This is a genomic window from uncultured Campylobacter sp. (genome assembly GCF_937973075.1).
GTDB lineage: Bacteria > Campylobacterota > Campylobacteria > Campylobacterales > Campylobacteraceae > Campylobacter_B.
Window position 1 is genome coordinate 1 of sequence record NZ_CALBWL010000032.1, and the last position, 24,067, is coordinate 24,067.

21 protein-coding genes are annotated in these 24,067 nt (G+C 48.6%); 16 read left to right on the forward strand and 5 right to left on the reverse strand.

The window, feature by feature from the left end:
• The first annotated feature begins 155 nt into the window (after nt 1–155).
• The 3 genes from Q0274_RS03995 to Q0274_RS04005 all read left to right on the forward strand — a co-directional run bounded on the left by Q0274_RS03995 (nt 156) and on the right by Q0274_RS04005 (nt 2,479).
• Nucleotides 156–713, forward strand: coding sequence for a rhomboid family intramembrane serine protease (locus Q0274_RS03995; protein WP_298027873.1), 558 nt, complete (start codon nt 156–158; stop codon nt 711–713).
• Between the two features lie 44 nt (nt 714–757).
• Nucleotides 758–1,432 carry a histidine phosphatase family protein gene (locus Q0274_RS04000; RefSeq protein ID WP_298027874.1) on the forward strand — a complete coding sequence of 225 codons (675 nt, stop codon included), beginning with the start codon at nt 758–760 and terminating at the stop codon, nt 1,430–1,432.
• A gap of 402 nt (nt 1,433–1,834) precedes the next feature.
• Nucleotides 1,835–2,479 (forward strand): ferritin family protein, encoded by a 645-nt coding sequence (locus Q0274_RS04005; protein ID WP_297905172.1) that lies wholly within the window; start codon nt 1,835–1,837, stop codon nt 2,477–2,479.
• A 945-nt stretch (nt 2,480–3,424) separates the two neighbouring features.
• Here Q0274_RS04005 and Q0274_RS04010 read toward each other — a convergent pair.
• Nucleotides 3,425–4,486 carry a tyrosine-type recombinase/integrase gene (locus Q0274_RS04010; RefSeq protein ID WP_298027876.1) on the reverse strand — a complete coding sequence of 354 codons (1,062 nt, stop codon included), beginning with the start codon at nt 4,484–4,486 and terminating at the stop codon, nt 3,425–3,427.
• Nucleotides 4,483–7,152: an AsmA-like C-terminal domain-containing protein gene (locus Q0274_RS04015; protein ID WP_298027878.1), complete on the reverse strand. Its 2,670-nt coding sequence runs from the start codon at nt 7,150–7,152 to the stop codon at nt 4,483–4,485. Before Q0274_RS04015 ends, Q0274_RS04010 begins: the two co-directional genes overlap by 4 nt.
• Nucleotides 7,153–7,201: 49 nt before the next feature.
• Between Q0274_RS04015 and mltG the strand changes: the two genes are divergently transcribed.
• The 6 genes from mltG to Q0274_RS04045 all read left to right on the forward strand — a co-directional run bounded on the left by mltG (nt 7,202) and on the right by Q0274_RS04045 (nt 12,357).
• Nucleotides 7,202–8,152, forward strand: coding sequence for an endolytic transglycosylase MltG (gene mltG, locus Q0274_RS04020; protein WP_298027880.1), 951 nt, complete (start codon nt 7,202–7,204; stop codon nt 8,150–8,152).
• Nucleotides 8,153–8,261: 109 nt separating this feature from the next.
• Nucleotides 8,262–9,143: a malate dehydrogenase gene (locus tag Q0274_RS04025; protein ID WP_298027881.1), complete on the forward strand. Its 882-nt coding sequence runs from the start codon at nt 8,262–8,264 to the stop codon at nt 9,141–9,143.
• A gap of 393 nt (nt 9,144–9,536) precedes the next feature.
• Nucleotides 9,537–9,848, forward strand: coding sequence for a 4Fe-4S binding protein (locus Q0274_RS04030; protein WP_297895543.1), 312 nt, complete (start codon nt 9,537–9,539; stop codon nt 9,846–9,848).
• A complete protein-coding gene (locus tag Q0274_RS04035; protein ID WP_298027883.1) occupies nt 9,848–10,969 on the forward strand; it encodes a 2-oxoglutarate synthase subunit alpha in 1,122 nt (373 codons plus the stop codon). The genes Q0274_RS04030 and Q0274_RS04035 overlap by 1 nt, the downstream gene beginning before the upstream one ends.
• Entirely contained in the window at nt 10,970–11,815 is an 846-nt protein-coding gene (locus tag Q0274_RS04040) for a 2-oxoglutarate ferredoxin oxidoreductase subunit beta (protein WP_298027885.1), read from the forward strand.
• Nucleotides 11,812–12,357, forward strand: coding sequence for a 2-oxoacid:acceptor oxidoreductase family protein (locus Q0274_RS04045; RefSeq protein ID WP_298027887.1), 546 nt, complete (start codon nt 11,812–11,814; stop codon nt 12,355–12,357). Before Q0274_RS04040 ends, Q0274_RS04045 begins: the two co-directional genes overlap by 4 nt.
• A gap of 201 nt (nt 12,358–12,558) precedes the next feature.
• Here Q0274_RS04045 and Q0274_RS04050 read toward each other — a convergent pair whose 3' ends face one another.
• Together Q0274_RS04050 and Q0274_RS04055 are read right to left on the reverse strand one after the other, a co-directional pair.
• The gene (locus Q0274_RS04050) at nt 12,559–13,287 is read right to left on the reverse strand and encodes a hypothetical protein (protein WP_298027888.1); all 729 of its coding nucleotides are present in this window, start codon (nt 13,285–13,287) and stop codon (nt 12,559–12,561) included.
• A gap of 165 nt (nt 13,288–13,452) precedes the next feature.
• Nucleotides 13,453–13,950, reverse strand: a complete 498-nt coding sequence (locus tag Q0274_RS04055) for a hypothetical protein (RefSeq protein ID WP_298027890.1) — start codon at nt 13,948–13,950, stop codon at nt 13,453–13,455.
• A 211-nt stretch (nt 13,951–14,161) separates the two neighbouring features.
• On the opposite strand from Q0274_RS04055, the gene Q0274_RS04060 reads away from it, so the two are divergent.
• Together Q0274_RS04060 and Q0274_RS04065 are read left to right on the forward strand one after the other, a co-directional pair.
• On the forward strand, nt 14,162–14,644 hold the full coding sequence (locus Q0274_RS04060; RefSeq protein WP_298027892.1) for a flavodoxin domain-containing protein: 483 nt from the start codon (nt 14,162–14,164) through the stop codon (nt 14,642–14,644).
• Nucleotides 14,645–15,306: 662 nt separating this feature from the next.
• Nucleotides 15,307–16,272: an HlyD family efflux transporter periplasmic adaptor subunit gene (locus Q0274_RS04065; protein ID WP_298027893.1), complete on the forward strand. Its 966-nt coding sequence runs from the start codon at nt 15,307–15,309 to the stop codon at nt 16,270–16,272.
• Between the two features lie 161 nt (nt 16,273–16,433).
• Here Q0274_RS04065 and Q0274_RS04070 read toward each other — a convergent pair whose 3' ends face one another.
• On the reverse strand, nt 16,434–16,712 hold the full coding sequence (locus Q0274_RS04070; RefSeq protein ID WP_298027895.1) for a hypothetical protein: 279 nt from the start codon (nt 16,710–16,712) through the stop codon (nt 16,434–16,436).
• A 658-nt stretch (nt 16,713–17,370) separates the two neighbouring features.
• Between Q0274_RS04070 and Q0274_RS04075 the strand changes: the two genes are divergently transcribed.
• The 5 genes from Q0274_RS04075 to Q0274_RS04095 are packed head-to-tail and all read left to right on the forward strand — an operon-like array spanning nt 17,371 to nt 23,842.
• Nucleotides 17,371–19,275 (forward strand): ATP-binding cassette domain-containing protein, encoded by a 1,905-nt coding sequence (locus Q0274_RS04075; RefSeq protein WP_298027896.1) that lies wholly within the window; start codon nt 17,371–17,373, stop codon nt 19,273–19,275.
• Nucleotides 19,262–20,068, forward strand: a complete 807-nt coding sequence (locus Q0274_RS04080; RefSeq protein ID WP_298027898.1) for a hypothetical protein — start codon at nt 19,262–19,264, stop codon at nt 20,066–20,068. Before Q0274_RS04075 ends, Q0274_RS04080 begins: the two co-directional genes overlap by 14 nt.
• A complete protein-coding gene (locus tag Q0274_RS04085; RefSeq protein WP_298027900.1) occupies nt 20,065–21,693 on the forward strand; it encodes an ABC transporter permease in 1,629 nt (542 codons plus the stop codon). Before Q0274_RS04080 ends, Q0274_RS04085 begins: the two co-directional genes overlap by 4 nt.
• Entirely contained in the window at nt 21,690–22,754 is a 1,065-nt protein-coding gene (locus tag Q0274_RS04090; protein ID WP_298027901.1) for a hypothetical protein, read from the forward strand. The genes Q0274_RS04085 and Q0274_RS04090 overlap by 4 nt, the downstream gene beginning before the upstream one ends.
• Nucleotides 22,751–23,842 (forward strand): ABC transporter permease, encoded by a 1,092-nt coding sequence (locus Q0274_RS04095; RefSeq protein WP_298027902.1) that lies wholly within the window; start codon nt 22,751–22,753, stop codon nt 23,840–23,842. Before Q0274_RS04090 ends, Q0274_RS04095 begins: the two co-directional genes overlap by 4 nt.
• Nucleotides 23,843–24,067: the final 225 nt, after the last annotated feature.

Genomic DNA, 24,067 nt, shown 5'->3' on the forward strand with positions numbered 1-24,067 from the left:
GCGCAGCTATTTTGATAAGGCGCTTGCAACTAAAACCATTGTCAAAATTTTGATGCTAGAACTTATCTATAATTTTTCTCTAACCCATAAAAACACGCGACGCCTTTAATTTAATCAAAATTTCGCTACTATGCGTGAAAAATTTAAGGAGTTTCATGCAATCAGGCAAATTTACTCTCGCGATCATTGTGGCGAATGTCCTATTTTTCGTGATTTCATTCGCATTAGAATATTTTTTTGGCTTTAAGTCCTATCTATTTTTTGGGCTCAATCCGTATTTTTTCGAAGGGATGCCGTGGCAGCTACTAAGTTCATTTTTTATGCACGGCGGAGTGATGCATCTAGCGATGAATATGGCTGTTTTATATCAATTCGGCGGAATTTTAGAGCGGGCGTTCGGTGGGATAAAATTTACGCTACTTTACATCGCAGGCGGGCTGCTGAGCGGCGCTTTATGTCTGGTTTATATCCGTTATGCCATGAGCATGGGAGAAATCGTCAATATCGTAGGCGCTAGCGGCGCTATTTGCGTGCTTTTAGGCGTGATTGCTTATTTTGATGAACGCAATGCGGGTGGGATTTTTGTCGCGATTTTGATAATGAGCTTTGCGCCGATGTTAATGGGCGTAAATGTGGCATGGTATGCGCACATAGCGGGATTTGCGGTCGGTTATGGCTTTGGAATGATCCAGAAAAAATTTAGAATTTTGTAGAATTTAACGTTAAATTATACATAAAATTTTATGAAAGGATGCAGATGAAGCGGATATATTTTATAAGACATGCTGAGGCGCAAAGTGGCAACAGAAGCGATTTTGAGCGAGCATTAAGCCGTGTGGGCGAACTTTGCGCAATTAAACTCGGAGAAAAGCTGCGTAGCTTGGGACTTGCGCCTGATTTGATTATTACAAGCTCGGCTATGCGCGCACTCCATACGGCGCAAATTATTGCTAATGCGCTGGGCGCGACAAAAAGGGTAGTGCCATTGCAAGAGTTATACGACGTAAGTTTATGGGATTTAGCAAAGTTTGTTCGCAGCTTGGATGAGAAACGATTTTTTGGGTGCGGTGTGAATGTTGAAAAATACAATGCGGTTGGTCTGAGTAGCGAAAAACCTCGCGACGCAAACGCGGAAAATCCTGTTTTTAAGAGCATTAAAATTCCCGCTAGCATTGGCGAAAATAATGCTATATCTTGCAATGATGTAAAAATTTCTAGCACAGATGTTATGCAAAATTTCAATGCAGCTAGCGCAGAATGCATATTTATCGTTGGACATAATCCGGCAATAGGCGGAATTTGCTCGCTTTTAGGCGAGAAAGAAGTCGATAAATTTCCTCCTTGCTCGATTTACGGCTTAGAATTTGACGTTCATAAATTCTCGGATATTACCGATCATAGCGGCAAAATGGTAATGCTACAACGCCCTTAATTACGCTTTTAACGCTTCATAATTACAATCAGGCGGCTCGTTGACGCATTTATGCCGAGCACTGCAATATGCTAGTGAAATAAGACCATATGGCAAAATAGCAAATTGCTTTGAGATAACTTTAAATTTTAAAAAATTTCCAATGATGTGACTAGCCTTGAAAATCGCAGACTAAATGAGTCAAAAAACTAAATTTCATATTTTTAGATAATCGAGCGTTAGCGCTTTTGCTTAAAATTCTATTTGCTTTTGTAAAAAGCTTGAGTTTAAATTTTTCGGACGAAAATTTCGTGCTGAAATTTTCTCAAAAACATAAATTTATTGAGAAGAATAAAATTTATTAAGTAAAATTTAATAGTAGCCGTGGTATCATTCCCCAAAAATTTTGATAGGGAATTGATAATGAGACAGTACGAAACTTACAGATGCGACAAATGCGGCGCGGAGGTCGAGGTGCAAAAAGTAGGCGGCGGCGCGCTTAGCTGCTGCGGCGAGCCAATGAAATGCATCACCGAGGATCTAACGCAGGTAAATTTGATGAAGGCGTTCGCAGGCGAGTCCCAGGCGCGTAATAAATACGATCTTTACGGTGATTTAGCCAAAGAGGCGGGCTTTCACGCCATTGCGCGACATTTTTACGAGGCCGCCGAAAATGAAAAATGGCACGCTAGAGCCGAGCTAAAGGCGCATCACGCGGCCGCAGGCATTCCGCTTGATAAAATGGATAAAAATTTGCTTGATGCTGCCGCCGGCGAGCGCTACGAGCACGAGAGCATGTATCCGAGCTTCGCTAAAATCGCGACCGAAGAGGGTAAAAAAGAGGTTGCGCGCCTTTTTAACGCTATTGGCAAGGTCGAGGAGGAGCACGAGCGCGAATACAACGAACTTCAAAAGATCTTACTAGAGGAGGGCTTTTTCGAGAGTTTTGACGAGGAAGTTTGGGTGTGCGAGGTCTGCGGCCACGTCCATCGCGGTAAGAAAGCCCCGGGCGCCTGTCCGCTTTGCAAGGCTCCGCGCGAGTATTTCAAAAAACAAAGGCTAGTTTAACTTGATGCTTGCCGCACGGCGTTTTTGCGATAGCTTTTGAAGCCGTCGCAAATCTCGTTTATTGTCGCGAGCCGATCGCTTAAATCTTGGCTTAAAATTTTGCGCGAGATTTCGTCTTTTTGCTCCTTTTTGCTGCGGACTCCGTGGCTAGACGAAATCTCGGGCTAAATTTATTTAGCCTAAACTCCTTTTCTTATCCCCCTAAGAAATGAAATCCTGCTCGCAAGAGCGGGATTTCTGTCGTAAAATAAATCTAAAAATAATCATGCCGATGGATTTTATCTCTTTAAATTTTTAGTATAAATTCCTATATGATTCCTGCGCTGTTTACGAAGCAAACTTCGCGTCGATAAATTTTGCAGCAAACTTTGGTGGCAAATCTTTTGCGTCTTTAAGTTTTAAGGTGCATTCGGTGCGATGAGAACTCGAAAGCAAATCAAACTATAAAATTTTGAGGGTTAAAAATTTTAAATCAGAAATTCCATCCTTGCGGAATTTGCAGATAAATTTTATATCCGCTACCTCTTAATATGTCGATTACCTTTTGCTTATAAAATCCTCGGATGAAATCCCGTATCGTCAAAATTTAAATGAAATTTTGCACTAAATTTGTCTGGAATTTTAGGCAAAATCATATGAGAAAATCTAAAAAGTAAAATTATTCTATACTCCAAAAGAATAAAATTTTAGATTTTTTGCAATCAAGCTCTAAGGTTCGCGCGTTAATTTAAAATTTTGCCGAGTTAATGAGTTAAATTCTAAAGTGCGAAAGGTAAAATTTTGGGTTTTGTTATTCGAATATGAAAAACAAATTTTAAAATTTTCAAAATAAAATTCCAAAACTTTTGTGAAATAAATTCCATAAAAACGATTTTAAAGCCGTCTCAAAACGAAATTCAAAAATCTCGCTCAAGTAAGCCTCGCTCCGCTGCAAATTTTAAAATTTCACTCCTCGAATTCCTCCGCGACCTTCGCCGCAAGGCGCAGTTTGTCGCTGTCGAAGTGGGTGTAGATGCGCGAAGTATTTAGGCTCGCGTGGCCGAGAGCTTCCTGGACGAGCACGAGGTCCTTTTGCTTTTTGTAAAGCATCGTCGCGAAGGTGTGGCGCAGCATGTGAGCGCCGTTTTTTTCCTTGCGTATGCCCGCGCTCATTAAAATTTTTTCCACGATGCCGCTGATGTATGCCTGAGTGAGCGGCGCGCCGTTTTTAGTGACGAAAAGATAGCCCTCTTTGTTGGCAAAGTTCGTCTCCAGAGCGTTTAGATGCTCCTCGATCAGATGGCGTTTAATCATCACGATGCGGTATTTGTTGCCCTTGCCGCGGATTCGGATGATGAAAAGATCGCCCTCTGGCGCGATATCTTTGCGCTTTAAATTTATCGCTTCGCCCACGCGGATGCCCGTATAGACGATGATTTTTACAATCAAGCGGTTGCGATGCGCAAAGGAGCGAAACTCGCTTAGATTTATCGCGTCCAAAAATCGCTTTAGCTCCTCCTCGCTCATAAACTCCGGAAGCTTCGTGCCGCGGCTGCCGCTAATGCCGCCCCAGTGCTTAAGCTCGATGCCGAAGTTATGCGAGGTGCCGTCCTGCTCGTTCTGGCGGTCGATGAAGCCGAAAAAATTTATCAGCGCGATGCGGTAGTTTTTTTTACTCGCATCGCTCAGCCCGCCCGTAATCGAGGCTAAAATTTCGCTCAAAAGCTCCTCGTCGATATTTCTCATGCTCTCAAGACCGTACTGCATGATCGCTTCGTAAAATTTTTTAAGCGGATTAAAATAGGTATTGATGCCGGTAAGACCCGCGTTTCGAGCGTCTTTTGCGAGCCGCTCGAGTTCATTGATATTCGCGACCTCGTGATTTAGCGCCAGGCTGGCGCGGCGAAACAGCGCGTCGTTTTTCAGCTCCTTATTCGATAGCGCGCTTAGCTTGTAGCGCACGAATTTTACGAGCCAAAACAGCAGCGATTTTTCAAAACTATCCTTATAATCGAGCGGGAATTTCATCTGCTCTCCTCGCTATCGCCGAAGATCACAAAAGGCAGCATCAGCGTGTTTTTGATGAGATTATACGGCGTTTTTAGCACGTCGGTCGCAACGCCGGTCGAGTAGGTAGGCTTTTTCATCGTGCCGCGAATCTCGATAATCGTGGAGATCGTATTGTTTTCGCCCAAGATGATATGATTTAGCAGCGGGATTTTTGAGATTATCGAGCTTGCGTCTTTGAGGTATTTAAGCTCCAGATCGATATTCAGCGCACCGCTTTTCATATCCACTTCACCGTTGCCCGCGATGTCTGCGCTACTGCCGGTAAAGCTCATCGCGTTTATGTAAATTTTATCGCCGCTGCGGCGGAAGTAAATTTTGCCCTTCTGCACGCTAAAGCCGCGATCGTTGAAATCGGGCGTCTTAAACGTAAGCAGCGACGGCACGGAGTTTATAAAGCTAAGCAGCCTTTGATAGATGATGTAGTCCTTCAGATAGGTGTTTTGCACGTTGATCTCGCCGCGGTAGTTGCGCGGATCGATGCCGCTTGCTTTTAGCGTAAATACTCCTCCGTCAAAGCTCTGCGAGCCCAGAAATTGATTAAGCGCCTCGCCGCTGATGTTTTGCGCAAAAATTTGAAGCAAGCTCTTTTTAAAGATCAACTTCACGTCGCCGCGTTTAAAGCTTGCGTTTAAATTCATATTTTTGCCGTCCAGCACGCCGTTAAAGTGCGTAAATTTAAGCGTTTTATTTAGATCGGATAGCACGATCGCAGAATTTTGCCCGCTGAAATTTATCGGCGAGCGCTCCTTTGTGCCGCTATTAAACTCGCTGGTTTGCACGCTCGTATTGATCGCGACGTCCACGTCTTTTAAAGAGACGAAGTTGCCGCCTTTGTTGATTTTGAGAGAAATTTTACCGCTTCCGCTAGAGCCGTCCAGATCGCCGCCGCGCACTCGAAGCGCGAAAGAGTCGTTTTTATAATGGCTTCCGTCCTTGTTCAGCAGACCGAAATCAAAGATTAGATTGCTGCTGCTGATATCCAAATTTGTAAAATCGCTGGTTAAAATTTTAAGATCTCCGCCGCTAATGCCCGCGTTTTTAAGCGCCTTAGAAAAGGGCAAAATTCCGCTAATATCGGGCGAGCTAATCTCGATCCGCTCGCCGAAGCTCATCTTCGCGCCTAAAAATTGCGAGCTCAGCACCGGCGCTTTGCCGCTAAAATCAAGGCTCATATTATCTCGCGCGTCGCCAAATTTTAAAATTTCTTTGCCGTTCGGAGAGAGATTAAAGCTATGGATTATGCCGTTAAATTTGGCCTTACGCGTGGCGATGTCGATGCTGCCGCTTGCCGTGGCGTTAAAAATTTCATTTTGCAGATTTGCGTCTTTGATATCGATTTTTTTCTCGGTGATGTGTACCCGTGCGGCTTTGGAGTGAAATTTCGCTTTAGAGATCATCAGATCGGCGTCTTTTAGCGTCACGTTCGCATCGACCTTGGCGCTTTCCTTTTCGACGTCCACGTCTATCAGCACGCGCGCATCGATCCCGCCGCCTAGCGGATATACGGGCTCGTTTATGCCGTAGCTTTGCAAAATATCCACAAGGTCTTTGCCCAAACTCTCCTTGGTTCGCAGATCCAGATATACGATCGGCTTCTCTTCAAAAAGCCCGCCGATACGCACGCCACTTCCCTCCAGGCTTTTGCCTTTAAATTTAGGCTCGTTCAGCGTGAAATTTAAATAATCGTTTTTGAGCGTGATGTTGGCGTCTTTTACCGTTACGGCTTCGATTTGCGGCTGAAATTTTATCGTAAGATCCTGCGCGTAGGCCGTGGCGCTGACGTTTTCGGCGATCGGGCGCGGATCTTTCAGATCGACTTTGGCATGTAGATTTTCGATGTAGTAGTTTTGCGCGACCGCCTTGCCGTAGATCCACTCGTTCGCAAGAGGATTTAGCCCCGTAAGCGCGCCCAGCTCATTCATAAAATTTTTCAGACTCAAGGCCGAGGCGCGGTTTATCTCGATATTTAGCTCCGAGCCAATGTTATGCACGTCAAGCTCGCCCGCGATCTCGTGCGAAGCGAAGGTGCCGTTAAAATCATACGTATCGGCTTTGAAATTTGCTCGTGCCGTGCCGTGCAGAGTGAGATTAAAATCATTTAGCTCAAGCTCGATCGGATCGAAGTTCAGCCCGTCTGCGCCAGGCGTGATCTTTGAGCTTAGCCTAAAAAATCGGGTATCTGCGTAAAAAACGTCACTTTTGTATTTTAGCTTTAGGCTTTCGCCTTTGATCTTTAAATTTTGCACGTCGATCTCTTCAAAAAAGGAGTTGATGAGTGAGATTTTTTTGCTAAATTCCAAAATTTTCTCGCTTTGCGTGCGCAGATCGGTGGAATTTTGCTCTAAATTTTGTGTATTATTTTGCGTAATTTCAAGATTTTTGATACGCAGCACGAGACCTTTATTTAGCTTGAGATAAAACCCCTCAAGCTTTGCAAAACCCACGTCCAGCTGCGAAATCGCAATACCGTGTTTTAGGCCTACCGCGCAGATTATAAAAAGTATGGTTATGCACAAAAAAAATCTAGCCAAAGTTCTAAACATCATCGCCTCATCAAAAAACTCCGCCCCAAAATCAAAGCGGGCGTGCCGAAAAACTACGCTTATAATATGAAATTTATTCAAAATTTTGGCTTATTTGCCTATAATTTCAGCTAAATTTTGAAAGGAATGCATGAAATTCTTTATAAAGCTCATCAAAGCGGCGTGCATTTGTATCGAGCTTGCGGCTATTTTACTTTTGGCCGTGGGCTTTGATCTACACGAGCGCGTCGGCAACGCGAAAACCGTGCAGATAGGCCAGGGCAGCTCAACGAAAATTTTATCGCAACTCTCAAAGAGCTATCCTAAATTTAGCAAATTCGACGCGAGGCTGCTTTCTTTTTACGGCGGCGCAAAAACCGGCGAGCTGGAGCTTAGCGGCGAAAATTTGCCCAAATATCAGTTTTTATATGAGCTAAGCGTCGCAAAGCCCGTGATGAACGAGATTAAGCTGATCCCGGGAGAGACTACGATCGTGTTTTTAAAACAGCTGGCGAAAGATCGCGGGCTAAGCTTTAGCGAGCTTGAGCGCGAATACAACGCCACGGCGCCGTTTTACGAGGGCTTTCTGGTGCCTGAAACCTACAAAATTAGCAAAAACGAAAGCGAAAAAAATATCATCGATCACCTCATCTCAAGCGCGCAAAAATTCCACGAAGGATTGTCGCGCGAGCTTAGCGGCGATTACAACGCCACGGCGTGGAAGCAGGTGCTGATCAAGGCATCGGTCATTCAAAAAGAGGCCGCAAACGCAGATGAGATGCCCCTCGTAGCTTCCGTCATCGACAACCGCTTGGCCAAAAATATGCGCCTTCAGATGGACGGTACGCTGAATTACGGCGAGTTTTCGCACGTCAAGATCACTCCGCAGCGCATCCACACCGCCCCCAGCCACTACAACACCTACCTCAACGACGGACTTCCCAAAGAGCCCGTGTGCGTGGTCTCTCGCGATGCGATACGCGCCGTTTTCGTGCCCGCAAAGAGCGAGTATCTGTATTTTATGCGAAATAAAAAGACGGGGCTTCACGATTTTGCGCGCACGCAAGCCGAGCACGAGCGCAACGTAAAGGCGCAGAGGTAAAATTTAAGGCCGTTTCGGCATTAAATTTAAAAAACGAAATTTCGTCTTTAAATTTTAAAATTTAACTCCCGCAGTTATAAAAATGCGGGCCGATATTTGGGAGATAACAATGAAAATAGCGATATTCGGCGCCGGAAACATCGGCGCGGCGGTAGCAAACGATCTTATCGTAAGCGATTCTTTGAGCCAAAAGATAGATAGCATTGCGCTTGTGGATGCTGTAGAGCGGATCGCGCGCGGCAAGGCACTCGATCTAGCCCATACGGCGGCGGTTTATGAGCGCGACCTGCGTATAAGCGGCAGTACGGAGCCCGGCGATATAGCGGAGGCAGGCATCGTCGTGATCACGGCGGGGCACGCAAGAAAGGCGGGGCAGAGCAGGGAGGAGCTGTTTGGCTGCAACGCCGCCATAGTCGCGCAATGCGCGCGAGATGCCGCAAAATACGCGCCTGGCTCCATTATCGTCGTTGTTACCAATCCGCTTGATATGATGGTTTATGCGGCGCTGCAGGCTAGCGGGTTTGCAAAAGAGCGCGTCATCGGCATGGCGGGCGAGCTAGACGGCGCGCGGCTTAAATTTGAACTCGCGCGAGCGAGCGGCAAGGAAATTTCATCGATGAGAAGCGCGATCGTGGGCCCGCATAGCGAAGAGATGATCGCGCTTAAAAACGAGCTTGGATTTGAAATTTCGGATGAAATTTTCGAGCGCGCGGTGCAAAATACCAAACGCGCCGGCGCGCAGATCGGCGAGCTACTGGGCACGTCGGCGTATTTGGCGCCCGCTGCGGGCATCGTAAAGATCATAAAATACATTCTTTTTGATACCTGCGGCACGCTCGCCTGCTGCGTCGCGGATAGATCGGGAGTGCCTTTGGGGCGCTTCGTAAGCGTCGGCAAAATGGGCGCGATAGAGAGAAATTTCGCCTATTCGGGCGAGTTTTACGCGCAGCTTGAACGGATGCGAGAAAGCGTAGCGGGGCTGAAGTTTTAGCGGGCATAGGGCGAATTAGGCGCGATGCGGAATTTACAAAGCGAGAATTTTAAAGCGCAGAATTCTTGTTATAGAATTTGCAGCATCAAATTTCACTTTGGCAAGAAATTTAAGCTCGCGGAATTTTGTAGCGTAAAATTTCATTTGCTGCGGAATTTTAAAATTTGCGCAATTTTGCCCGCTGTGAAATTTCATAGATTAAAATTTTACTTTGGCGCAGAATTTTGCGTGACGTAAAATTTTTAAACGCTACAAAATTTTAAAATTTAAACTCCGTAAAATTTAAAAACGAGAGGAATTTAATGCGATCAAAGCAGGCTTGCGCCGCAAAATTTCAAATTTTAAATCGCGAGGCGGGATTTAGTGCGGATTTTGATAAATTAAGGAGAAAATATGAGCGACAATGAGAGCCAGCGCGCCGTCTGGACAGATGAGAGCCGCTGTAAGGCGTGCAACATCTGCGTAAGCGTCTGTCCTAGCGGCGCGATCGCGATGAGACAGGACGAGGGCGCCGTGCAGGGCATGATGATCGACGTGGTGGATGAGGGCGCCTGTATCGGCTGTAGGGAGTGCGAGTTGCACTGCCCTGATTTTGCGATTTTCGTTGCGCCCAAAGGCTTTAAATTCGCTCGTCTAAGCTCGCAGGCTAGAGAGATGGCAGAAAAGATCAAAAACAATAATTTTATGAAACCCAAGGACGCATAATGAGAGAGGTAATTTCCACAGGCAATGCCTTAATTGCGCGTGCGGCGATTGATTGCGGCTGTAATTTTTTTGGCGGCTATCCGATCACGCCGAGTAGCGAGATCGCGCACGAGATGAGCCGCTTGCTGCCTAAGGTCGGAGGCAAATTTATCCAGATGGAGGATGAAATTTCGGGTATTTCGGTAGCTTTGGGCGCGTCGATGAGCGGTGCAAAGGCGATGACGGCAAGCTCCGGTCCTGGAATTTCGCTAAAATCAGAGCAGATTGGGCTTGGCTTTATCGCTGAAATTCCGCTTTTAATCGTAAATGTTATGCGCGGAGGTCCTAGCACCGGGCTTCCTACGCGAGTGGCGCAGGGCGATATTTTGCAAGCTCGCAACCCCACTCACGGCGATTTTCAAAGCATCGCGCTGTGCCCTGGCTCGCTAAAGGAGGCTTACACGCAAACCGTGCGCGCCTTCAATCTAGCCGAGCGATTTATGACGCCGGTATTTTTGCTACTTGATGAGACGCTTGGGCATATGCAGGCAAAGGCGGTGCTGCCTGAAATTTCGGATCTAAAAATCGAGCGCAGGGCGGAATTTAAAGGTAGTCCGAAAGATTATGAGCCCTACGATGCTGCGCCCGATAAGCCTGCGGTGCTAAATCCCTTTTTTAGGGGATACCACTATCACATAACGGGGCTTCATCACGGCGCGAAGGGCTTTCCGACCGAAAACGAGCAGATCGTGGATCGCTCTATAAAAAGGCTTTTTAATAAAATTTCGGCGCATGAAGATGAGATCGTGCAATATGAGGAATTTATGCTAGATGACGCCAAAATCTGCATCATCGCCTACGGCAGCGTTAGCTCAGCAGCAAAAGACGCGATTTTAAAGCTACGTAGGCAAGGCGTGCGTGTGGGGCTTTTTCGTCCGATCACGCTGTGGCCAAGCCCAGCGCGCAAGCTAAGGGAGCTAGGGGAGAGATTTAATAAAATTTTAATCGCCGAGCTAAATTTAGGGCAGTATCTGCTAGAGGTGCAGCGCGCTTGCTTGAGAGATGATTTTAAGACGCTTCTTAAGGCAAACGGCAGGCCGATCAGCCCTAGCGAGATTATCGAGAAAGTAAAGGAACTCTAAATGGCGTTTGATTACGATAAATATCTAAGAACAGACAAGATGCCTACACTTTGGTGCTGGGGCTGCGGCGACGGAGTGATCTTAAAAGCGATCATCCGCGCAATTGACCGCGTAGGCTGGAGCATGGACGATGTGTGCGTGGTAAGTGGTATCGGTTGTAGCGGCAGGATGTCTAGTTACATAGACTGCAATACCGTCCATACGACGCACGGACGCGCGATAGCTTATGCTACGGGTATCAAGCTCGCAAATCCAGGTAAGCACGTAATAGTAGTCACTGGCGATGGCGATGGGCTTGCGATAGGGGGCAATCACACGATTCATGGATGCCGCCGCAATATCGATCTAAATCATATTTTAGTAAATAATTTCATCTACGGGCTTACAAACTCGCAGACGAGCCCTACGACGCCGCGCGGGTTTTGGACGGTTACGGCGCAATACGGCAATGTCGATCCCAGCTTTGATGCGGCGAAACTTGCAATCGCTGCCGGAGCAACTTTTGTTGGACGCGAGAGCGTGACAAATCCCGAAAAAATCGAGCGACTTCTAGCCAAGGGCTTTGAGCACGAGGGTTATAGTTTTTTTGATATTTTTAGCAACTGCCACGTAAATTTGGGTCGTAAAAATAAAATGAGCGAGGCGGTGCAAATGCTAAAGTGGCTTGATTCGCGTACGATTTCCAAAGCAAAATTTGACGCTCTTAGCGAGGATGAGCGAGTGGGGCTATTTCCGCTTGGGGTTTTACATGAAGATAATGAGCACACCGAATACACAAAGGCGTATCAAAAGGTGATAGACGCGGCACAAAGCGGCGAAGCGATAAATTTTGAAGGACTAAGATGAATCAGTTAAGATTTGTGGGAGTGGGCGGTCAAGGCGTAATCTTAGCGGGTGAAATTCTAGCTGCGGCAAAGATCGCGCACGGCGGCTATGGAATCAAGGCATCTACGTATACCTCTCAGGTACGTGGCGGACCTACGAAAGTGGATATTATCTTAAGCGATGAAGAAATTCTATATCCTTACGCGAGCGAGGGCGAGATCGATTTCATGCTTGCAACGGCGCAGAGTAGCTACGATGCTTTCAAAAACGGCGTGAAAAAAGGCGGCGTGATCGTAATCGAGCCGAATTTAGTAGTGCCGAGCGATGAGGATAGGATAAACTTTAAAATTTATGAAATTCCAATCATTACTATCGCAAAATATGAAGTTGGAAATGTCATCACTCAAAGCGTCGTGGCTCTAGCAATCGCAGTAGAGCTTAGCCGCTGTATGGACGCAGGGCTCGTAAAAGCTCAAATGCTCCGCTCTGTGCCCGAAAAGACCCGCACGCTAAATGAAAAGGCATATGATTTGGGGATGAAATACGCGAGAGAGTTTGGGTAAATTTAAAGACTCGGATAGAATTTGGGATTAAATTTAGATAGGGTATCTGATATGTCTTAATCTTGCGATAAATTCCGTTTGGCGTTATCTTTATTTCTTCCTACAATATCCTCCTTCGGTATCTTAAGAATTTGTGTTTATGGATTTTGGCGGTTTTCTTCACAACTACTTTAAAACTATGCGATTGAATTTTTATCGCCCTTACTCTATCTTGCAATTTACATAATAATTATTGACTATTTGTCCAAATGTCTTTATATAGCCCTCGTAATTGTTATTATCTAAAATATATCTTATATAGTTGTATACCTCTTCCTTAAAATTATTAACCCCATAACTGCCGTAGTGTAGAACCTTATTATGGTATTCTTCGTAGTTATCGTAAGAGCCGTAAAATGAAATTTCTCTATATTCTATACAACTTCTCTTATTGACAAAGCTGTCCTTTGCGTAGATATCCACAAGGTCCTCGTCAGCGCTTAGAACCGCGAAAGCTTGTCTAATGGGTATATCCACATATTCTTCTGTTGGTTTACCATCCTCCCATTTGCCCCCTTTAACGATGTCGTTCGTAGCCTCTTTTATGGTGTAATATTTCTTTAAAGCTTCGAAAGGCTCTAGCCTCTCAACCGAAACGTTTTCTATCAGTCCACCGCCCTCAAAATACTGATGTTTCGATATAATCGCAGTTTTATTTACGTCATTTTCGACCACTAATTTTAAGGTTCGCATTATCTCATCCGTAGTTGGGTTTTCTTCTATGATATAAAATTTAGGAGGTAATCCGCCTCTATCATCGCGCTGAACTCTATCAAGAAAGGTAGTGTCTAAGTATTTTTTTAAAATTGCATCGTCGCTAAAAGGAAATTTCATAACAAAAACGATTGAAAGCAGAGCTAACAGCGATAAAACGTACTTACGCTTTTTCAAATTTATCCCCTTAAAATTTTAAAATTTCAAGGGCGCAAATTTACAAAGCTAGCGCCCTTTAAAATTTCATAGATTGCTTTAAATTTCGTGAATTCGCCACTCTTAAATTTTAAACGTCGCGGTGGAATTTTAAAATTTCACCGCAAGCTTTGAGCGGCTTTAAATTTAACATCCCGAGTTCGGCTGCACCCGCGTTTCGCTGCCCGTGTGGATCAGCAGGGCTTTGCCGCGCTTAAATCTACACGGCGGATCGGCTTGCACGGATGAGTACTCCTTGCCGTTTAGTTTGTAGATGATGTTGGAGCCCTGTACCGTCTTTTGGGAGTTTTGGATCGCATCTCCGGCGAGCGCGCCCACTGCTGCGCCGCCTATGAGCCCCACGGTTTCGGCTAGACGCCTACTGCTGCTATGTTTGCCGAGCTTATGGCCGATGATAGCGCCCGTAGTGCCGCCCGCGACGCCGCCTAAAATTTTACCCGTATTGCTCTCGGAGCGCTCTACGTTGATTTTGGCGGGCAGGACATCCACGATCTCGATCCGATCGCTCTGTCTCATGCGGTTCGTTTCGCTCGCGTCATAGACATCTCCGCCGTACCGATCCTGCGGGGTCGCGCAGCCGCAAAGCGCGATCGCGGCGATCAAACATAATGTAAAATTTCGCATATCCTCTCCTTGTAATGAGCTTGGCGGCATTATACTATGGATTTTTATACGAGCGGTTAAGTAGCAGCTTTAAAATTTTGCTGGCTCGCTGCCGCTTAAAAATTAGCCGGATACGAGGCATCGTGCCGTATCTGGGTGCCTTATAAAATTTTTATTTCACTCAAAATTTATCTTATTTTGTTAGAATCATTCTTATTTTTAAGGAGAGAAAATGAAAAAACTATTAGTTTACGCCACCAAAGGTGGCGACACGAAGGTCGTGAGCGAATACATCGCTTCAAAGCTCGGCTTTGAGATCAAGGAGGCCAAAGAGCTAAATAAGGAGGATTTGGCGGGCGCTAGCGCGTTTATTTTTGCGGCTTCGACGCACGGCGACGGACAGATCCAGGCTAAATTTGACGACAAATTGGAGCTTTTGAATAAAACTGATTTTGACGGACGCAAGGTCGCGCTCATAGGCGTCGGTAACATCGAGCGCCACGGCAGCGATTTTTGCAGCGGTATGAGTGCGTTTTTGCCAGTGCTTAAAAAGGCCGATCTCATCGGCGCTTGGGGCGCAGAGGGATATAAATTTAAACATTCGCGCGCCTTCATAAACGGCAAATTCGTGGGTCTTACGATCGATTTTAAGGGCGACGAGCACTGGCAGGCGAGGGCTGATAAATGGATCGCCGCAGTTGGAGGCGAGTTTTAAATATTTCAGCTTTTGCGCGACCGAGCGAGCTTTGGGCCCATAAAGCCCAATGCTCGCTAAATTTCCCCATTAAATTTCGCGCTCCGCTTCCGAGCGAAGCCCTCTTAAATTTTACTCGCCACAGCGTTAGAATTTCCGCCGCATTCAAGCACCGCCTGCTCATGTCGCGTAAAATTTATCGCTAGCGGGAGCCGTAAATTCCAACTCGCCGCGCAGATAGCTATAGGTGCCGCGATAAAATTTAGTTCGCGGCAACTTGCGCGCTATTCGTGCAATAAACGATAAATTCCGCCCGTGATACTTGCAATACTGCCGGTGCGATAAAATTTCGCTCTCGCGACAAAATTCTGCCCGCAGTACTAGCGCGGCACCCGCACGTCAAAATTTCAAGCTCCGCTTGAAAGCGGAGCCTCCGCATTAAAATTTTAAAATTTTTAGTTCAAAAAATCGCTGCGTTTTACAAGTCGTGCCGCTTAAAATCGCGCGGATAGGATGAAATTTTATCCTCCCAAGCCTCAATTCTACTCGTGCGGCGGTCAATTTAATACGGCAAATTAATTTAATGCGATCGATTTATAAAATCACCGCCCGAGCCTCAAATATCAGCGCCGCATTAGAAAAGTTATTTTATAATAACCGCATATCAAAATTTAAGGCGATCTATGAAAAGGCTTCTAATTTTCGTCGTTTTTGCGCTGGCCGCCCTCGCCGCGGCGATCTACTTCAATCTCGATAGGCGCGAAGAGGTTGCGCACAAGGCCTACGGCATCATCGACATCAGGCAGAGTTCGCTTAGCTTCGAGCGCAGCGGCCGCATAAGCGCGCTTTATCGCGACGAGGGCGATTTCGTGCAGGCTGGCGACGTCTTGGCGGCTCTGGATACGGGGGATCTGAGCTATCAAAGGCGTATTCAGATCGCGAGGTGCGACGGGCTTAAATTTAGCTTGCAAAAGCTGCAAAGCGGCTTTCGTAGCGAGGAGATCGAGATGGCGGCGGCGAACGTAAGCGCGCTGCAAAACGCCCTACAGCTCGCTACTTTGACGAACGAGCGCCTCAAGAGCCTAGGCAAAACAAACTCCGCGTCCAAGCAGCAGATCGACGAGGCGTTTTACTCGATGAAGCGCACGCAAGCCCAGCTGCAAAGCGCGCAGGCTAATCTACGCCAGCTTCAAAGCGGCTACCGCGGTGAGGATGTAGACGCCGCTCGCGCAAATTTGACAAGCTGCGAGGAAAATTTGAAATATCTGAACTACCAAATCGAGACGCAAAGCGTGCTAAAAGCGCCATTTAGCGGGCAGATCAGAGCGCGCCTTAAGGAGCTCGGCGACATCAGCATGCCAAGCGTGGGCGTTTTTGAGCTCAGCGAAGTAAAAAACAAGCGCGCGAAATTTTATTTGAGCGAAAATCAGCTTCGCTTCCTGCGTGCCGGGCAGAGCGTGCGGATCATCGCGGCGGACGGCTCTAGCGCGAGTGCAAAGGTCGCCTACGTGAGCCAAACCGCGATGTACACGCCCCGCACGGTGCAGACCGAGGAGCTACGCGCCGATCTCGTGTGGGAGGCGCGCGCCGATTTCAGCGACGCGGACGGCAACTTTCGTTTAGGTCAGCCGATCAGCGTGGAATTTTAACGCGCAAACGCCGCGCGCGAAATTTTGATGCACGAGCGAAATTTAGTGCGCGGGCGGCACTTTGGAGACTGCGGGCAAAATTTGGATAGCAGAGCCCATCGCCCGACAAATTTTACGCAACGCCGCGCAAGCCGTGCATACGGCGTGAGCCTGATGAAATTTTAAAAGCGCGCTTCGAGGCGGAATTTAGACGGCGCCTGTTCGACAGAGCAGGGCGATAAATTTTCGTCGCGCCTAAAATAGATCGTCTCGGCGGCGAGTAAAATTTTGGCGAAATTTTGGCGCAAAGCAGTGCGAGTTAAATTTAAAATTTGCGGCTCGGAAACGAGTACAAGCAGGGTGGCATAGCGGGTAACGGGCTTTGTTTCTAGCAGACCGTTTTGCGATAAACGAGCAGCGGAACCGAGCGCGGACGGTAGTAAAATTTCACTACGAAACAAGCGGCGCGATTAAATACAAGTTGCGAGCGGAGGTGAAATTTTACCCCAAAAGGCGCGGTAGCGGTAAAATTTCGCCGAAAGAGGCGCAGCGCAGATAGAGCTCGGCACTTATGGGTCACCAGGTACCTGAAAACTCGCTTTCATCTGTGTTTTGAAGCGAATTTATCGCGGATACTCACTGGCTGCTTCATGTTTTGGAGACCGCCCTGTCCATGCGCGTTGTGTGCGCATCGTTAGCGGCGCGGCTAGCCGATGTGATATGCACACGCTCAAGACGGATCGGGCGGCGCGCGGAATATTCGGCGCGAGCCGTAAGCAACGCCGATCGTGCGGGCACTCAAATTCGAGCGGGCGATTGCAGGCGCCCCGGCGCGATAGAGCTTGGTTTTACGCGCTTGCGGTAAGTTACGTCGAATTTATATGCGAGGTTTGGGCGAAATTGTTTGACGCGCGTCGCTAAATTTAAAGCGCGCGGCGGTTGTAAAACCAAGATACCGCGGCGGTCACAAAACTAAGACGCCGTAGCGGCTGCGAAACCACGATGTCTTTGTGGCTGTAGAAGCAAGGCGCTGCGGCAAAAAGCGCCTTTTAGGCATGCGTAGGTCTCGTTCGTCGCGCCAAGCGACGGGGCGAGTAAATATAAAATTTGGAGCTAGGCTTGGATCTACTAAATATCGTAAATTTAAAGAAATTTTACCTGCGAGAGGATCGCAGCAAAAACGTCGTTTTTGAAAATTTCGATCTGCGAATCGGCGACGCGCCGCGGCTCATCAGCCTCACGGGCCCCGACGGCGCGGGCAAATCCACGCTTTTAAAGCTCATCTGCGGCATCATCGCGCCCGATTGCGGCGAGATAAAATTTGCCGGCTTCACCCCTAGCGGCGAAAATAAAGAATTCGTCCGCGCAAACGGCTATATGTCGCAGAGCCTGGGGCTTTACGAGGAGCTTAGCGTCTGGCAAAATTTAAACATCTTCGCAGGCCTAAAAGGGCTTGATCTAAAAGGTGGCGAGGAGTATCTGCGTGGGCTTTTGCGCCGCGTGGGGCTTTTGAGCTTTAAAAATTACGCCGTGGATTCGCTCTCCGGCGGGATGAAACAAAAGTTAGGCGTCGCCTGCGCTATCGCGGCTCGCCCGCGGCTTTTGGTGCTAGATGAGCCCACCGTCGGCGTCGATCCGCTCTCGCGCAGCGAGCTGTGGGCGATCGTGCGCGAATATCTGGATCAAAGCGGCGCGAAATGTATATTTTCGACGGCGTATTTCGACGAGGCGGCGGATGCCGATCTGACGCTGATTTTGCTCGGCGGCAAGATCATAGCGCAGGAGCGCGCCGCAAAGATCACCGCGGCGCTGCGGGACCGCACCTTTCGCATCGACGGCGAGGATTATCAGAGCCTGGCGCGCCGCTTGATGTTTAAGACGCAAAGATTTTTAAAAAACTCCCCGCTCATCGACATCTGCCCCAGAGACGGCAGCGTCGATCTGCTAAGCGAAGAGCCGATAAGCCTGCGCGATCTACAGGAGTTTTTAAACGCAAGCCTAGAGGGTGACGGTGAAAATACAGAGCGCGAAAATGTGGGTGACAAAGGCGCGGAGTGCGAAAACGGGCGAGGTGAAAATTTTAAAATTTCAAACGAAAACGAAGGCACTAAATTTAACGAAAATAAGGACGCTAAATTTAATGAAAACGAAAGCGCGAAATTTAAACTCAGCCCGCGTGAGGCGAGCCTGGAGGATGCGTATATTTTTTTAAACAAAGCCGAAATCGGCGCGGCAAACTTCGGCTACGAAAAAAGGAGCTTCGATGCGGCTCAAACCGTCATCAAAGTGCACGACGTGAGTAAAAAATTCGGCTCATTCACCGCCGTGGAAAATACGAGTTTCGAGGTCAAAAAGGGCGAGATTTTCGGTCTTTTAGGCCCAAACGGCGCGGGCAAGACGACGACCTTTCGCATGATCTGCGCGCTTTTGGGGATGAGCGGGGGCGAGATCTCGGTCATGGGCGAGGATCTGCGCTACGCCAAATCGGCGATCAGATCGCGCATCGGCTACGTCTCGCAGAAATTTTCGCTTTATAAAAAACTAAGCTGCTATCAAAATTTAGAGTATTTCGGTCGCAGCTACGGTATCGGCGGCATGGCGCTGAAGCGGCGCATAGAGGAGCTTTTGAGCGAGTTTGGCTTGCAGCGGCTGCGAAACGAGACGTGGCAAAACCTGCCGTTCGGCGCGGGGCGCAACCTTTCGATGGCGTGCGCGCTTATCCACCGCCCCGAGATTTTGTTTCTCGACGAGGCCACCAGCGGCGCCGATCCGCTCTCGCGCAGGCTCTTTTGGAACCGCATAAATGCGCTCGCGCGCACCGGCGTGAGCGTGGTCGTGACGACGCATTTTATGGAGGAGGCGGAGTATTGCGATCGGTTTTTGATCCAAGATCGCGGCAAAATCCTGGCGCTAGGCAGCCCCGATGAAGTCTGCGTGCAGCATGGACGGCGGCTTAGCGTGCAGCAGGCGTTCATAAACGAGGTGCAAAAATTCAGAAGCGAGGCGGGCGATGAGGGCTTTTGATCGAAATTTTGCGCGAGCCGCAAGGATTTTTGATCCGAATTTTATGCGAGGCGAGCGAAAACCTGCGCGTCCGTGCGATAAAATTCCAAGTGGCGAAAGGGTCTTGCGGGGCGATGAAATTTTAAACGTCGGCGGAATTTTGAGCGACCGAGCTTTGAATGTCGGAGAAATTCTAAGTGGCGGCGGAATTTTAAGAGATTGCGAAATTTCAAGCGGCAGTGGAATTTTAAATCTGACGCCACGCGGCGGGATACGGCGCGGATTTTTTAGATGGATACTGCGCGAGCTCTACGCAGAAGCGAGCCCGCTTCATCTGCGCTGCAAATTTCAAAGCGTGAGCGGCTCGCAAACGGATTATAAATTTAAAAGGGCGACCACTCTGCAAACAGATCGTAAATTTAAAATAGCGGTCAGTCTGCGAGTAGCTTGTAAATTTAAAACCCCGATGCAAAAATTTCATCGCGGGTCCGCTGTCACAGAGCTTTTGCGTCAAAAATCTAGCAGTAAGATCGTGCCGTATAATTGCTTAAAATTTCAAAACCGGCCGTATGCGCTCGCGCGATTAAAATTTCAGGGCGTGATGAGCAAAATGGGCGCGAGCAGTCCGTCCGCGCCGTTAAAATTTCAAATCTCGGTCGCCGCACTTGCGCGATTAAAATTCGGGGGCGCGCCAAATGCGATCACGCGGCTAAAATTTCAAAATGCAGCCGCCGCATTTGCGCGATCAAAATTTAGAGGCTTATCGCGAGCGGCGCAGTGCTGCAAAATCCGAGCACAGGGGCAGGGCGGATGAATTTTACCTTTTTAAAAATCCTCGTAAAAAAGGAGTTCGCGCAGATCGCAAAGGACCGATCGGCGCTCGTAATCGCGTTTTTGATGCCGCTAATTTTGGTCGTGATCTACGGATACGCGATGCGAATGGACATAAAGCCCGTCAAGGTGGGCTTCGTAAGCGATCTGGGCTCCAAAATCGAGCGGGATCTGCTCGGCGGATTTTTGGGCTCAAAATACCTGCAAACCCGCGTTTACACGGACTTAGAGAGCGCGAGGAGGGATTTTAGGGCGCACGAGATCGAGAGCATTTTGTATTTTGATCCGCGCTTTGCGGCTAAATTTCAAAACACCTTGAGCGGGCTCGGCGGCGCGAGCGGCGGCGTAAATTTAAACCTTTCTAGCGACGAAAGCTCCTTCGCGGGCGGCGCAAGCGATATCCAAAATATTAGCGGCGGCGAAAATGTCCGTCCGCTTGAGGACAGAGGCGCGGACACCGGCACAAAAAGCAGCATAAACGCCTCCGCGGGCGGCGCAAGCGGCGATAGCTCGCATCGCACCGGCGCGGAAACGGGCGGCAGTGCAAATTCTTTTGGCGGCGGCAGTGGAGTAGATTCCAGCGGCAGCGCAGGCAACGTGAGCGCAAATCAAGACAGCGTAAATTTAATCGGCGGCGCAGGAGATACGAATGTAGGCCCTATCGACGGCGCAGGCGATATCCAAAATAGGAGCGGCGGCGTCAATGCAAGCCCTTCCGCTAACGGCGCAGGCAGCGAAGGCGGCGCTGCAAATAACGGCGGCGGCTCAAGTAGCGTAGGCGGCTCAAATGGCGCAGGCGGCGCGAGTAGCTCAGACAAAGACGGCGCCGAGATTTTCCTCATCCAAAATGCCACGCAGTCGCAGCTCGCGCTTCTTAGCTATGTTTACGTAGCAGGCGTAATCGAGCAGGTTTTGGCGCAAGATTACGGCTTTTTAAACGCAAATTTAAGCGCCGCCGCAAGGCCCGTCAGCGTGAATTATCGCAGCTGGTTCAACGAAGCCAACGAATCGACGTGGTATCTCGTATCTGCCGAGTATGTGGGGATTTTGGGGCTCATCTGCCTGTTTATGGTCGCGGTCGTGATCTCGCGCGAATGGGACCGCGGCACGATCGCCTCGCTTTACAACTCCAATGCAAGCGCGCTTGAGATCGTCACTGCCAAGGTCGGCGCGTATTATTTCCTAGCGCTTTTGGGCGGCGCGATGACGCTCGTTTACGGGCAGACGCTTTTGGGCATCCCGATCCGCGGCAGCGTGGCGATGCTGCTGGCGACGCTGTGCGTATTCGTGCTGGAAATGACCTGCCTAGGCATGCTGATCTCGGCGATCTGCAAAAATCAATTCCTAGCGCAGGAATACGCCATCGTCATCGGCTATCTGCCCGTGACGCTGCTTAGCGGCATGATATTCGATCTACGCGGACTGCCTGCGGCGGTCAATTTCATCGGGCACCTGCTACCGCCCACATACGCGGTCGAGTCCTTTCGCATCTGCTTCCTCTCGGGCGGACAGAGCGCGACGCTGTGGGTAAACCTCGCCATTCAGGCGCTCGGAACGGTTTTGTTTTTCAGCTTGTGCGTGCTTAGCGTAAAAAGGGGCGCACGATGAAATTTTTAAAATTTCTAGGCGCGAGATGCTTTGGTTTGCGGGCGGCGGAGCGTAGATTTGAAATTTTAAAATTTCTTAACGCGAGGCATTTTGGCTCGCATAAACAGGCAGCGGAGCTTTTGGAATTTGCGCCCGAGCTGCCGCGCAATAGATCTAAAATTTTAAAATTTACGCCCAAGCTGCGCAATCGGTTTGGAATTTTAAAATTTACGCACGCTTCGGCGCCTCTTGCAGACACAGCGCAAAAAATTATATTGCAGCGTGGATTGAGAATTTTAAAGCTTATTTGCGAGCCGCTGCGCATTCCGAGTCTTGTTTTGCTGCGCGATAAAGCCAAAGCAGGGCGTGCGGCGCGGCTTACTTCGCAGCATACGTACGACGCGGTAGAAAAACTGCGCGCGGTTAAGTTTAATCATGCGAGCGGATATTTAAATTCTGCGCGCTGCCGCATAGCGCGACTTCGTAGCGCAGCTGCACGGCACGGCTACGAAGTAGGGTGTTCAGAAAAGCTTAGCAAATTTGACCTCACGGGCGCGCTTTTAAATTTTACATCGCGCTTTACGATGCAGCTTTGCAGCGCGGTTACACGGCGTAAATACGAAGCATGGCGTAGCGAAATTTACGCCGTTTGCTTGCATAAATACCCCGCTTTGCTCCGAGCCGCAAGCGGTAAAATTTCGCGCTATGAAGTAGGGCGAGCCACTAATGCTTTGCTTTCACGGGGAGTGCAAAGAATGAAATTTTACGCTCTGAATAGGCATGCGATGAAATTTTTAAAATTTCTCGGTGCGAGCCGTTTTGGCTCGCAAACGGCGGCGTGGTTTTTAAAATTTAAACCCGAGCCGCCGCATAGTAGACCTGAAATTTTAAATTCCATGTTCGCATCGTATAAGCTCAAGCTCGCGCTGCGGAAATTTACGCCCAAGCTGCGCAAATTTAAATCGGCGTCCGCGATGCGTTTAAATTTTGATTTAAATTCCGTATCGCAAGCTCGCGCCGCTAAATTTGAAAATGGCATTAAATTTAAAGGTGCCGCTAAATTTAAAAGGGATGCGCTATGAACGCTCTGCGAAAATCCCTGCTTCGAATTCGCGCGCTGATAAAAAAGGAATTTTTGGCGATGTTTCGCGACAAGGGCACGCGCATGGTGCTGATCGTGCCGGTGCTGGTGCAGGCGATCATATTCGGCTACGGCGCGAATTTTACCCCCGAGCAGGTGCGCTACGCGATTTTGGACGATGCCCGCGATGCGACGTCCACCGCGCTGGTACAGCAGATCGCCGCTACGCCGATGTTTAAGACCGAACTTGGCTGCAAAGACCTAACCTGCCTACGCCGCGCCGTAAGCGAGGGTGAGGCGATCATCGGGATCTATTTCGGCGGCGATTTTGCGAATACGCACGAGCTTTTGATCATCGCGGATTCGCGCAATACGACCTTGGCAAACACCGTAATCGGCTTCGTGCAGGCCATAGCGGGGGAATACAACGCGCAGCATTTTGTCAATTTAATCAGCATAAATCCGCGCTATGTTTTTAACGAAAACACGATCACGCGCTACACGATCATGACGGGGATGATTTTGGGGCTTTCGATGATTCAGGTGCTGATGCTATCGGCGTTTAGCGTCTCCCGCGAGCGCGAGGAGGGGAGCTTTGATATGATGCTGATGACGCCCGCGAACCCGCTTGAGATGCTGATCGGCAAGGCCGTGCCGCCCGTGCTGATCGCGATCGCGCAGGGGCTCGCGCTGTTTTTGATCTGCGTATTTTACTTCGAAATTCCGTTTCGAGGGCGCTTTGCGGATCTTTTTGCGATCATCGCGATCTTTAGCGCCTGCAACGTCGGCATCGGCCTCGTGATCTCGACCGTCTGCAAAACCTCGCTACAATCGGTCGTGAGCTCGTTTTTGTTCCTGCTGCCGTGCATTATGATAAGCGGGCTGATAACGCCTGCGGACGCGATGCCGCGGTGGTTTTACTACATCGCGCACCTCGATCCGATGTATTATGCCAACAACTGCATGTGGCGGATCTACCTGGAGGGTGCGGGCCTAGGCGAGCTGTGGCATCTCATCGTGCCGCTGCTGCTGATCGGGCTTGGCACGTTGAGCTTCGCGGCGTCGCTTTTTAGAAATAAGCTGGACTAGGGATTTAGATCGGAATTTTAGTTTAGAATTTCAGCTGGAATTTTGGCTTGGATTTTGCTTCGTAGGAATTTTTGGATTGAACCTCTACTTAAAATTTTAAATTGATCGCGGAATTTTGGCTTGGAATTTTGCCCTAAATTTTGCGCGTTCGTAGCGGATAAAATTAAATCAAAATTCCGCGTTTCCGCCCGATGCACCGCGCGTCGCAATAAATTCCGCACCTTA